Raw genomic sequence first — 12,490 nt, forward strand, 5'->3', positions numbered from 1 at the left:
TTTGTTTACGGAACAAATTTGTGTAAACTAGCAGTGCTTAAGGAATGGTACTAGTCATATATTTTCTTTAATTATGGTAAAATAGTAAGAGAATAATGTGAGGAAAATGAATGTCAAGTAAGTTTGAAATTTTAATGAATCAACTAGGAATCTCTGATCAATTGAGACGGAATCCTGCTCTTGTTGATGCCAGAATTGAGCGTGTTGTGGTTCATAAAATTAGTAAGATTTGGGAATTTCATTTTGTATTTTCTAATATTTTACCGATTGAAATCTTTTTAGAGTTAAAGAAAGGGCTTGGTGAAGAATTTTCTAAGACAGGAAACCGAGCTGTTTTCGAAATCAAGGCTCTTTCTCAAGAATTCTCTAATGAACTCTTGCAGGCCTACTATAGAGAGGCTTTTTCTGAAGGTCCATGTGCAAGTCAAGGGTTTAAATCTCTTTACCAGAATTTAAACGTTCGTGCGGAGGGAAATCAACTCATTATTGAAGGTTCAGAGGCGATTGATAAGGAGCACTTTAAGAAGAATCATCTTCCTAATTTGGCAAAGCAACTCGAAAAGTTTGGTTTTCCAGCTTTTGTATGCCAAATAGAAAAGAATGATGTTCTTACACAAGAGCAGGAGGAAGCCTTCCATACGGAGAATGAACAGATTGTTCAAACTGCCAATGAGGAAGCGCTCCGGGCTATGGAGCAACTGGAACAAATGGCTCCTCCTCCAGTAGAAGAGAAGCCAACCTTTGATTTTCACGCTAAAAAGGCTGCGGCCAAGCCTAAACTAGATAAGGCTGAAGTTACCCAGATGATCGACGTGACGACTGAGGAAAATCGCCTGGTCTTTGAAGGGGTCGTTTTTGATGTGGAGCATAAGGTGACCAGAACTGGTCGCGTTTTGATCAACTTTAAAATGACAGACTACACTTCAAGTTTTTCAATGCAAAAATGGGTTAAGAATGAAGAAGAGGCTCAGAAGTTTGACATCATTAAGAAGAATTCTTGGCTTCGAGTTCGTGGGAATGTGGAGATGAATAACTTCACACGTGATTTGACCATGAACGTGCAGGATGTGCAGGAAGTTGTTCACTATAAGCGGAAGGATTTGATGCCAGAAGGTGAGCGTCGGGTTGAGTTTCATGCTCATACAAATATGTCGACTATGGATGCTCTACCAGAGGTAGAGGAGATCGTTGAGACAGCTGCTAAGTGGGGACACAAGGCGGTTGCCATTACGGACCATGGAAATGTTCAATCTTTCCCACACGGCTATAAGGCGGCCAAGAAAGCTGGAATCCAGCTGATCTATGGAATGGAAGCCAATATTGTGGAGGACCGTGTTCCAATCGTTTATAACGAAGTGGAGATGGACTTGTCAGAAGCGACCTACGTGGTTTTTGACGTGGAAACGACGGGACTTTCAGCTATCTATAATGATTTGATTCAGGTTGCGGCCTCTAAGATGTACAAGGGGAATGTTATTGCCGAATTTGATGAATTTATCAATCCCGGGGATCCATTATCAGCCTTTACTACTGAGTTGACAGGAATTACAGATGATCATGTCAAAAATGCTAAACCACTGGAACAAGTTTTGCAAGAATTCCAAGAATTTTGCAAGGATACAGTCTTAGTTGCTCACAATGCTACCTTTGACGTTGGCTTTATGAATGCCAACTATGAGCGTCATGGTCTGCATAAGATTAGCCAGCCAGTTATCGATACGCTGGAGTTTGCTAGAAACCTCTATCCTGAGTATAAACGTCATGGTTTGGGACCTTTGACTAAGCGTTTTGGTGTAGCACTTGAACACCACCACATGGCTAATTACGATGCGGAAGCTACTGGTCGTCTGCTTTTCATCTTTATCAAAGAGGTAGCAGAAAAACATGGTGTGACCGATCTGGCTAGACTCAATATTGATCTAATCAGTCCAGATTCTTATAAAAAAGCTCGGATTAAACATGCGACCATTTATGTCAAGAATCAAGTTGGTTTAAAAAATATTTTTAAGCTGGTTTCTTTGTCTAACACCAAGTATTTTGAAGGGGTGCCACGAATTCCGAGAACGGTTCTAGACGCCCATCGGGAGGGCTTGATTTTGGGGTCGGCTTGCTCGGAAGGCGAAGTTTTTGACGCAGTTGTTTCCCAAGGTGTGGATGCGGCGGTTGAGGTGGCCAAGTATTATGACTTTATCGAAGTCATGCCACCAGCTATCTATGCTCCCTTGATTGCTAAAGAGCAGGTCAAGGATATGGAGGAACTCCAGACTATTATCAAGAGTTTGATAGAGGTTGGGGACCGTCTTGGCAAGCCTGTTCTAGCTACGGGAAATGTCCACTATATCGAACCGGAAGAAGAGATTTACCGTGAAATTATTGTCCGTAGTTTGGGTCAGGGGGCTATGATTAACCGAACCATCGGTCATGGTGAACATGCCCAACCAGCTCCTTTGCCAAAGGCTCATTTTCGAACAACTAATGAGATGTTGGATGAATTTGCTTTCTTGGGAGAGGAGCTAGCACACAGGCTAGTTATTAAAAATACCAATGCCTTGGCAGATATCTTTGAACCTGTTGAGGTTGTTAAAGGTGACTTGTATACACCTTTCATCGACAAGGCTGAAGAAACGGTCGCTGAGCTGACCTATAAGAAAGCTTTTGAGATTTATGGCAATCCGCTGCCAGATATCGTTGATTTGCGGATTGAAAAAGAATTAACTTCCATTCTGGGGAATGGATTTGCCGTGATTTATCTGGCTTCCCAGATGTTAGTGCAACGTTCCAATGAACGGGGTTACTTGGTTGGTTCTCGTGGATCTGTCGGTTCTAGTTTTGTTGCGACCATGATTGGGATTACGGAGGTTAACCCTCTTTCTCCTCATTATGTTTGTGGTCAGTGTCAGTATAGTGAGTTTATCACGGATGGTTCTTACGGTTCAGGGTTTGATATGCCCAATAAGGATTGTCCAAACTGTGGTCATAAACTTAGCAAAAATGGACAGGATATTCCTTTCGAGACCTTCCTTGGTTTTGATGGAGATAAAGTTCCCGATATTGACTTGAACTTCTCGGGAGAAGACCAGCCTAGCGCCCACTTGGATGTGCGTGATATCTTTGGTGAGGAATATGCCTTCCGTGCAGGAACGGTTGGTACGGTGGCTGCCAAGACTGCCTATGGATTTGTAAAGGGCTACGAGAGAGACTATGGGAAGTTTTATCGTGATGCAGAGGTGGAACGCCTTGCTCAAGGTGCAGCTGGTGTCAAGCGCACAACGGGACAACACCCGGGGGGAATTGTTGTTATTCCTAACTACATGGATGTTTACGACTTTACGCCTGTTCAGTATCCAGCAGATGACGTGACGGCTGAATGGCAGACGACTCACTTTAACTTCCACGATATCGATGAGAACGTCCTCAAACTTGATGTGCTGGGACATGATGATCCGACCATGATTCGGAAACTGCAGGACTTGTCTGGGATTGATCCTAATGAAATTCCTATGGATGATGAAGGCGTGATGGCCCTCTTTTCAGGAACTGATGTTCTTGGGGTGACTCCTGAGCAAATCGGTACACCGACGGGGATGCTGGGGATTCCAGAGTTTGGAACCAACTTTGTACGTGGGATGGTAGACGAGACGCATCCGACGACTTTTGCAGAGTTGCTTCAGCTCTCAGGTCTATCCCACGGTACCGATGTGTGGTTGGGAAATGCCCAGGATTTGATCAAGCAAGGGATTGCGGACCTATCAACCGTTATCGGTTGTCGGGACGACATCATGGTTTACCTCATGCATGCTGGTCTTGAACCTAAGATGGCCTTTACCATCATGGAACGGGTACGTAAGGGTTTGTGGCTGAAGATCTCCGAAGAGGAGAGAAATGGCTATATCGAAGCCATGAAGGCCAATAAGGTGCCAGAGTGGTATATCGAATCCTGTGGAAAAATCAAGTATATGTTCCCTAAGGCCCATGCGGCAGCCTACGTTATGATGGCCTTGCGTGTAGCCTACTTCAAGGTTCACCATCCCATTTATTATTACTGTGCTTACTTCTCTATCCGCGCCAAGGCCTTTGATATCAAGACCATGGGTGCGGGCTTGGATGCCATTAAGCGTAGAATGGAAGAAATCGCTGAAAAACGGAAGAATAATGAAGCCTCTAATGTGGAAATTGACCTCTATACCACTCTTGAGATTGTCAATGAAATGTGGGAACGTGGCTTTAAGTTTGGCAAGTTAGATCTCTATCGTAGTGATGCGACTGAATTCATCATCGACGGAGATACTCTTATCCCACCATTTGTAGCAATGGATGGTCTGGGAGAGAACGTTGCTAAGCAGTTGGTGCGTGCGCGTGAAGAGGGTGAGTTCCTCTCTAAGACAGAACTGCGCAAGCGTGGTGGACTTTCATCAACCTTGGTTGAAAAGATGGATGAAATGGGGATTCTTGGTAATATGCCAGAGGACAATCAGTTGAGCTTGTTTGATGATTTGTTTTAAGAGTTTGAAATGTCTTATGTAGATTTGAGGTTGGTTAATGATGGTAAAGAAAAACAGAGCAACACCTTGGAAACCAGGGAAAGTTATTTCCATACGCTTGCGAAATGGCGTTTACGTATTAGCACAAATGGTGCGTGATCCCTATCTGGTATTTTTCAACCATTTTAACGAAGAAAATAACTGGAAGGGAGTCACCTTGAAAGAGGAGAATATTCTCTTTTGTAAGGCTGTTACTCGTCAGTTTCTACGCTATAGTCCTGTAGCGATTGTCAAAGAAGTTAACCCCCTGTTAGATTATGAACTACCTAAAGAATGGATTTATAGTCATATTGGAGGGCAGCCTATTACTGTTTCGCTAAAGGGACGGGAGCGCCAAGTAGCTGGTTTTGGTCGACGCTGTTCTTTAGTTCTAGCGGATAAGGACAGTGGTCAACCGGAGGATAATCCACTTATGGGCCTCTTCCAGGCTTATATCATACCAGATATCAAAGAACAGGATTGGGATCGGGTAGGTCAGGCTGAACTTATGTCTATTGAAGTATTTCCAACACTCAACGAACGTCTCTATCTTTGCTTTATTTATGGGAAAAATATAAATCCAGAACAAGATATCTCTTTAGGAAAGCCTCTACCTGATGACTATGAAACCTATATAGATATCCTCACAAATAGTCCAGAGGCACGACGCCTCTACCTAGGAGAGCATGAAGAATAAGAAAGGACATTTGATGAAACTCAGAATTTTTGCGGAAGACAAGCCAGCTGAGAAGGTGTTTGAGTATCAATTAGACCTTGCTGATCAGACAATTCTTTTATCGACAGCACTCCTTTCAGGTGCTATTGCTTTGGCAGGATTATTTTCTGCTTTGAAAGAAAAATAAAAATAGAAAAGGGAAACACAAATGGTTTTACCAAATTTTAAAGAAAATCTAGAAAAATACGCTAAGCTTTTGGTTGCAAACGGTGTGAATGTGCAACCGGGTCACACTTTGGCTCTCTCTATCGATGTGGAGCAACGTGAGTTGGCTCACTTAATCGTCAAAGAAGCTTATGCACTTGGAGCACACGAAGTTATCGTTCAATGGGCAGATGACTTTGTAAATCGCGAGAAATTCCTTCACGCGCCACTAGAGCGTTTGGACAATGTACCAGAATACAAGATTGCTGAGATGAACTACCTTCTTGAAAACAAAGCAAGTCGTCTCGGTGTCCGTTCCTCTGACCCAGGTGCCTTGAACGGAGTGGACGCTGAAAAGCTTTCAGCTTCTGCTAAAGCTATGGGAATTGCTATGAAGCCAATGCGTATCGCAACTCAATCTAACAAGGTTAGCTGGACTGTAGCAGCAGCTGCTGGACTCGAGTGGGCTAAGAAGGTCTTTCCAAATGCTGCGAGTGACGAAGAAGCAGTAGACCTCCTTTGGGACCAAATCTTCAAAACTTGCCGTATCTACGAAGAAGATCCAGTTAAAGCTTGGGAAGAACATGCAGCAATCTTGAAGAGCAAGGCGGAAATGCTCAACAAAGAGCAATTCTCAGCTCTTCACTACACTGCCCCTGGAACAGACTTGACACTTGGCTTGCCTAAGAACCACGTTTGGGAATCAGCTGGAGCTATCAATGCTCAAGGCGAAGGTTTCTTGCCAAATATGCCAACAGAAGAAGTCTTTACAGCTCCTGACTTCCGTCGTGCAGATGGTTATGTTACTTCTACAAAACCACTTAGCTATAATGGAAATATCATCGAAGGTATTAAAGTAACCTTTGAAAATGGTCAAATCATTGATATTACAGCTGAAAAAGGTGATCAGGTTATGAAGGACCTTGTCTTTAAGAATGCTGGTGCGCGTGCCTTGGGTGAATGTGCCTTGGTACCAGATCCAAGCCCAATTTCACAGTCAGGCATTACTTTCTTTAATACCCTTTTTGATGAAAATGCTTCAAACCACTTGGCTATCGGTGCAGCTTATGCAACTAGTGTCGTTGGTGGAGCAGAGATGAGCGAAGAAGAGCTGGAAGCTGCAGGACTCAACCGTTCAGACGTTCACGTTGACTTTATGATTGGTTCGAACCAAATGGATATCGATGGTATCCGTGAGGATGGAACACGCGTACCACTCTTCCGCAATGGAGATTGGGCAATTTAAGGAGAAACTATGATTGGAAGTATGTTTGTCGGTCTTTTGATCGGACTATTAGCTGGAGCTATCACCAATCGTGGAGAACGGATGGGATGCTTTGGGAAAATGTTCCTGGGTTGGATTGGTGCTTTCCTGGGTCAAATGCTTTTTGGAACTTGGGGGCCTATTTTAGCTGATACGGCTATTATCCCATCAGTTTTAGGAGCTATGATTGTCTTAGCTATTTTCTGGAGACGAGGAAGTTAGTTTCTTGAAAAACTAGAAAAAAGGAGGTTGGTCATTGTACCAACCTCCTTTTGAGTATGATATAATGGTTCTATGAGATTAGATAAATTTTTAGTTGCCTGCGCTGTGGGAAGTCGGACAGAGGTTAAAAACTTGCTCAAGGCTGGACGCGTGACGGTCAATGGCAAGAAAGAAAAATCAGCAAAATTGCAAATAAATGAAGAAAAAGACGAAATTCGCTTTGATGGTCAAGTGCTAGAGTACGAGGAGTTTGTCTACTACATGATGAACAAGCCTAAAGGAGTCATTTCAGCAACTGAGGATCCAAAACACAGAACGGTTTTGGACTTATTGGACGAATATGGACGTGCTAAAGAAGTCTTTCCTGTAGGACGCTTGGATATCGATACCCATGGGCTCTTACTCTTGACTAATGATGGTCAGCTGGCCCATGCGTTACTTTCACCCAAACGTCATGTGGATAAGACCTATTTGGCTCAAGTCGAAGGCATCATGAGCCAAGAAGATGTGGAGACATTTGCCAAGGGCATTCCGCTCAAGGACTTTACCTGCCAGCCAGCTAAGCTGGAGATTGTGTCAGTAGATCCAGAAAAAAATCAAAGTCTGGTTCGTGTGACCATTGCTGAAGGGAAGTTTCATCAGGTCAAACGCATGGTAGCCTACTGTGGCAAGGAAGTGGTGGACCTACAACGTTTGACGATGGGAACTTTAGTCTTGGATGAGAACTTAGAACAAGGAGAATGGCGTCGCCTGACCAAGGAGGAGTTAGAGGAGCTCCTTGCTAGTATTGCTTAGTTTGGATTATGTTAGAAAAGGTGAGGAGAAAGTCCCTGCCTTTTTCATTTTTCAGTTGCTTCCTTTGTGAAAAGAGTTATAATAGACATTAGAATAAAAGGAGGAATCTATGAACGCGATTCAAGAATCATTTACGGATAATTTATTTGCTAACTATGAAGCAAATGTAAAATACCAAGCTATCGAAAATGCTGCAAGCCACAACGGTATTTTTGCAGCCCTAGAACGTCGTCAAAGCCATGTAGACAATACACCTGTTTTCTCACTTGATTTGACCAAGGACAAGGTTACCAACCAGAAAGCGTCTGGTCGTTGCTGGATGTTCGCAGCTCTTAACACCTTCCGCCACAAACTCATTTCACAATACAAGCTCGAAAACTTTGAACTGTCACAAGCCCACACCTTCTTCTGGGACAAGTATGAGAAATCAAACTGGTTCTTGGAGCAAGTGATTGCGACTGCAGACCAAGAATTGACGAGCCGCAAGGTTAGCTTCCTACTCCAAACTCCACAACAAGATGGTGGTCAATGGGATATGGTCGTTGCCCTCTTTGAGAAATACGGTGTCGTTCCCAAGTCTATTTATCCTGAGTCTGTTTCATCTAGCAGCAGCCGTGAGCTCAATGCCATCCTTAATAAATTGCTTCGCCAAGATGCCCAAATCTTACGTGACTTGCTCGCTTCTGGTGCAGACCAAGTGACTGTTCAAGCTAAGAAAGAAGACCTCTTGCAAGAAATCTTTAACTTCCTTGCTATGTCACTAGGACTTCCACCACGTAAATTTGACTTTGCTTATCGTGATAAGGATGACAATTACCAAAGTGAAAAAGGAATCACACCACAGGAATTTTACAAGAAATATGTCAATCTGCCTTTAGAAGATTATGTTTCGGTTATCAATGCTCCAACTGCTGACAAGCCTTATGGCAAATCTTACACGGTTGAGATGTTGGGGAATGTCGTTGGTAGTCGTGCAGTTCGTTATATCAACGTTCCGATGGAACGCTTGAAAGAATTGGCGATTGCCCAAATGCAGACAGGAGAGACTGTTTGGTTTGGTTCAGATGTCGGTCAGCTCAGCAACCGTAAAGCTGGAATCCTTGCGACAGATGTTTATGACTTTGAATCAAGTATGGACATTCAACTGACTCAAGATAAGGCTGGACGTTTGGACTACAGCGAAAGCTTGATGACCCACGCCATGGTCTTGACAGGTGTTGACTTGGATGAAAACGGCAAATCAACCAAGTGGAAGGTTGAAAACTCATGGGGAGACAAGGTCGGTACAGATGGTTACTTCGTCGCCTCAGACGCTTGGATGGATGAATACACCTATCAAATCGTTGTCCGTAAGGAATTGCTGACAGCAGAAGAACAAGCCGCTTATGAAGCAGAACCAATCGTGCTCGCACCTTGGGATCCAATGGGTGCCTTGGCAGAATAAAGCATAAAGAAAAAAGGTTAGGGGAATCCTAGCCTTTTCTTAGTACTTTTTAAAGTGGGGATAGATGATGCTTGCCAAGGGAGTTCTTCTTATTTTGAGTCTTTAAGTGACAGAGAAAAGGATATGTGTTACTATAGTAGTACAAAAGGATATCGGAGTAGAAATGAAGTATTTAAGTAGTCAAGACATCAAGGATCGTCAACGAAACATCAGCGACATTAAACCTTATAAAACAACCAAGGAAATCGTCGTTTCAAATATCTTTACCTTCTTTAATGCTATGAACTTGGCTCTGGCAGTTCTGGTAGCCACAACCTTGCGATTTGAAAATATGCTCTTTTTAGGTGTGATTGCTATCAATACAGCCATTGGGATTTTCCAAGAAGTGCGTTCAAAAAATGCCTTAGAAAAGCTAAGTTTGCTTGGTAAAAGTAAGTACAAAGTCAATCGAGATGGTCAAACAATCGAGATTGATCCGGAGGACATCGTTCTAGGGGAGTATCTGCATCTCAATCTGGGTGATCAGGTGCCTGTCGATGCAGAAGTTCTTGAAGGGAATATTGAAGTTGATGAGTCCTTGCTGACTGGTGAGAGTGATTCGGTCTTTAAAACAGTTGGTGACAAGCTGATGAGCGGAAGCAATGTCGTCAGCGGTACTTGTCTGGTTATGGCAACGGCTGTGGGTCCAGATAGCTATATTAACAAACTCGCAAAATCCAGCAAGGAATTCAAAAAATACCCTTCTCAACTACGCGATTACATGGATAAGATTTTAAAAATCGTCTCGATCTTGCTGGTGCCAGTTGCCATTCTGCTCTATGTCAGAGGTTTTAGTCTAGGACGGTCTTATGTTGAAATTGTATTGGGAAGTTCAGGTGCCTTGGTCGGCATGATTCCGGAGGGGTTGATTCTCCTTGTTAGTGTCTCCCTAGCAGTAGCGGCCATGAAGCTGGCCAAAAAGAAGGTTCTGGTGCAGGAACTATACTGTGTGGAAACCTTGGCGCGAGTAGATGTTCTTTGTTTTGATAAGACAGGAACTATCACGACGGGGAATATGAAGGTCCAAGAAATGGATGCTAATGTAGCAGAGAAACTGTCTTCTTATCTAGCCTATTTTGACGATGAGAATGCGACTTCGCGAGCTCTGAAGACTTACTTAACCTGTGAGAAAAAGTGGGAAGTTCAAGAAGTCGGTGCCTTTTCAAGCAAAAACAAGTATTCCTTTGTCCAAGTAAAAGAGGGTGGGACCTATTTCTTCGGAGCCTATGAGTTTTTAGGCTTTACCCAGCCAATGGATACCTACTATGAACATCTGAAGCAGCAAGGTTTTCGAATCTTGACACTCGCTTATAGTAAGGACCAGATTACAAACCCAGCCGATATGGAACTATTAGGGCATGTCGTTCTGTCAGATGAGATTAAGGACAATACCCAGGAAACCTTTGACTATTTCGAATCTCAAGGTGTTGAAGTGAAGATTATCAGTGGTGATAATCATGTGGCTGTATATGGGGTGGCTCGTAAGGCAGGTTTTAAGGAAGAAGCCCGTGCGATTGATATGACCAAGGTGAGTGATGAGGACTTTGAAAGAGTGGTCTTGGAGCATGATATCTTTGGTCGCGTGACTCCTGAGCAGAAAGAAAAGATGGTGACCGTTTTGCAAAATGCTGGGAAAACAGTTGCTATGAGTGGCGATGGAGTCAACGATGTTCTGGCACTCAAGAAAGCAGATATCAGTTTTGCTATGAATGGTGCTACTAGCGCAGCCAAAAGTGTATCCAATATTATTTTTTTGACCGATGACTTTGCGGTATTTTATGATATCTTGATGGAAGGTCGCCGGGTCATCAATAACATCCAAAAGGTAGCCTCTCTCTTTCTAACAAAGACCTTCTTCTCCATCGTTTTTGCCATTTTGAGTGTGGTATTTGGTTTGGAATTCGCCTTTATCCCCATTCAGTTTACAATCATTTCAGCTATTACGATTGGGATTCCATCTTTCTTCCTAACTTTTGAGTCCAATAAAGAAAAGGTCAGCACTCACTTTATGCGAGATATTTTGACCAATGCTGCGATTGGTGGTGGCATTCTAGTCGCTAGTGTACTCTTGACGAACTTCTTTATCACTGTCCCTGGTCAGGTCAAATTTATTTGCTTCCTCCTTGCCCTGATCAATGGTCTGTGTCTGGTTGCCAAGGTCAGCCTGCCATTTAATCGATACAAACTAGTCTTGCTCATACTTTTGAGCCTTGCAGCCCTTGTTGGAGTGCTTGTCAATACCTTTATACTGCAAGGAGCGTATGTGCCTTTAGAAACCACCCAAGTCGTCTATGTAGCCATCCTAGCAGTGGTGATTGGAGTCTTGCATTATCTGACTAGAAGAAAAAGTTGATACACAAAAAGAATCAGGTTTATTACCTGATTCTTTTTTATTTATATTCTCGATGGTTTACATGATACCGAAGAAACGAGCTGCAATACCTACTGCAAAGAGAGCAAGGATGATTGCGATTGGTGATACTTTTTTCTTAAGCAACCACATGCAAAGGAAAGTAAGGAGAAGTCCCATCAATCCTGGAATCAATGAGTTCAACTGACCTTGAAGAGTTTGTGGTTGAACACTATCCAAGCTCAATCCGCTGAGTGCTTGACCAAGGATTCCCTTCAATTCTCCACCTGTTACAGCGCCTTCTGGGAAGTTGATATAAGCACCTTCTGCCAGTTGTTTACCTGGAAGGTTAACAGTAAAGTTGATAGATACCCAACGTTGTACAAGAACGGCAAGGATGAACATACCAAGGATAGATGCTCCTTTGGTGATGTCTTTCAAGATACCACCAGACATGTCTTTAGTGATTTCAGATCCAGCTTTGTAACCGAACTCTTGTGTGTACCATAGGAAGGCCATACGGATAGCATTCCATCCAAAGAAGAAGAGAAGGGGACCAACAATGTTACCAGATGCAGCAAGTGATGCACCAAGGGCTCCAAGGATAGGACGAACTGTAAACCAGAATACTGGGTCACCGATACCAGCAAGAGGTCCCATCATACCGATTTTAACCCCTTGGATAGCCGCGTCGTCGATTTCAACACCGTTAGCACGCTCTTCTTCAAGTGCAAGAGTAACCCCCATGATTGGAGCAGCTACGTATGGGTGAGTGTTGAAGAACTCAAGGTGACGCTCAAGAGCAGCCGCTTGGTCTTCTTTTTTAGTGTACAATTTTTTGATAGCTGGGATTAATGAGTAAGCCCAACCCAAGTTTTGCATACGTTCGTAGTTCCAAGAACCTTGAAGGAATTGTGAACGCCACCAAACTTTTTGACGATCTGATTTTGATAATTGAATTTTTTCAGCCATGATT

9 protein-coding genes are annotated in these 12,490 nt (G+C 43.2%); 8 read left to right on the plus strand and 1 reads right to left on the minus strand.

From position 1 onward, the window contains the following. The first annotated feature begins 110 nt into the window (after positions 1-110). From MP387_RS01025 to MP387_RS01060, 8 genes are all read left to right on the plus strand, one after another. Complete coding sequence (locus MP387_RS01025; RefSeq protein WP_242747022.1) at positions 111-4,502, plus strand: PolC-type DNA polymerase III; 4,392 nt, start codon at positions 111-113, stop codon at positions 4,500-4,502. 37 nt (positions 4,503-4,539) lie between these two features. After that, positions 4,540-5,217, plus strand: a complete 678-nt coding sequence (locus MP387_RS01030) for a hypothetical protein (protein ID WP_242747025.1) — start codon at positions 4,540-4,542, stop codon at positions 5,215-5,217. Positions 5,218-5,230: 13 nt separating this feature from the next. Next, entirely contained in the window at positions 5,231-5,383 is a 153-nt protein-coding gene (locus MP387_RS01035) for a hypothetical protein (RefSeq protein WP_000776623.1), read from the plus strand. A 21-nt stretch (positions 5,384-5,404) separates the two neighbouring features. Further along, complete coding sequence (locus MP387_RS01040) at positions 5,405-6,646, plus strand: aminopeptidase (protein WP_242747028.1); 1,242 nt, start codon at positions 5,405-5,407, stop codon at positions 6,644-6,646. Between the two features lie 9 nt (positions 6,647-6,655). After that, positions 6,656-6,886 carry a GlsB/YeaQ/YmgE family stress response membrane protein gene (locus MP387_RS01045; protein ID WP_216728805.1) on the plus strand — a complete coding sequence of 77 codons (231 nt, stop codon included), beginning with the start codon at positions 6,656-6,658 and terminating at the stop codon, positions 6,884-6,886. Between the two features lie 72 nt (positions 6,887-6,958). Continuing rightward, complete coding sequence (locus MP387_RS01050; protein WP_242747030.1) at positions 6,959-7,681, plus strand: pseudouridine synthase; 723 nt, start codon at positions 6,959-6,961, stop codon at positions 7,679-7,681. A gap of 109 nt (positions 7,682-7,790) precedes the next feature. After that, positions 7,791-9,125 carry a C1 family peptidase gene (gene pepC, locus MP387_RS01055; protein ID WP_242747033.1) on the plus strand — a complete coding sequence of 445 codons (1,335 nt, stop codon included), beginning with the start codon at positions 7,791-7,793 and terminating at the stop codon, positions 9,123-9,125. A gap of 163 nt (positions 9,126-9,288) precedes the next feature. Then, the gene (locus MP387_RS01060; protein ID WP_242747036.1) at positions 9,289-11,517 is read left to right on the plus strand and encodes an HAD-IC family P-type ATPase; all 2,229 of its coding nucleotides are present in this window, start codon (positions 9,289-9,291) and stop codon (positions 11,515-11,517) included. Positions 11,518-11,574: 57 nt separating this feature from the next. Here MP387_RS01060 and MP387_RS01065 read toward each other — a convergent pair whose 3' ends face one another. Continuing rightward, positions 11,575-12,486 (minus strand): PTS system mannose/fructose/sorbose family transporter subunit IID, encoded by a 912-nt coding sequence (locus MP387_RS01065; RefSeq protein WP_000818316.1) that lies wholly within the window; start codon positions 12,484-12,486, stop codon positions 11,575-11,577. Positions 12,487-12,490 lie beyond the last annotated feature (4 nt).

This window comes from Streptococcus oralis (assembly GCF_022749195.1).
GTDB classification, from domain to species: Bacteria; Bacillota; Bacilli; order Lactobacillales; family Streptococcaceae; genus Streptococcus; species Streptococcus oralis_CI.

Bases quoted from the DNA above. Each gene is read 5' to 3' on its own strand.
- MP387_RS01025 (WP_242747022.1), top strand. From the start codon at position 111: ATGTCAAGTAAGTTTGAAATTTTAATGAATCAACTAGGAATCTCTGAT.
- MP387_RS01030 (WP_242747025.1), top strand. From the start codon at position 4,540: ATGATGGTAAAGAAAAACAGAGCAACACCTTGGAAACCAGGGAAAGTT.
- pepC (WP_242747033.1), top strand. From the start codon at position 7,791: ATGAACGCGATTCAAGAATCATTTACGGATAATTTATTTGCTAACTAT.
- MP387_RS01040 (WP_242747028.1), top strand. From the start codon at position 5,405: ATGGTTTTACCAAATTTTAAAGAAAATCTAGAAAAATACGCTAAGCTT.
- MP387_RS01045 (WP_216728805.1), top strand. From the start codon at position 6,656: ATGATTGGAAGTATGTTTGTCGGTCTTTTGATCGGACTATTAGCTGGA.
- MP387_RS01050 (WP_242747030.1), top strand. From the start codon at position 6,959: ATGAGATTAGATAAATTTTTAGTTGCCTGCGCTGTGGGAAGTCGGACA.
- MP387_RS01060 (WP_242747036.1), top strand. From the start codon at position 9,289: ATGAAGTATTTAAGTAGTCAAGACATCAAGGATCGTCAACGAAACATC.
- MP387_RS01035 (WP_000776623.1), top strand. From the start codon at position 5,231: ATGAAACTCAGAATTTTTGCGGAAGACAAGCCAGCTGAGAAGGTGTTT.
- MP387_RS01065 (WP_000818316.1), bottom strand. From the start codon at position 12,486: ATGGCTGAAAAAATTCAATTATCAAAATCAGATCGTCAAAAAGTTTGG.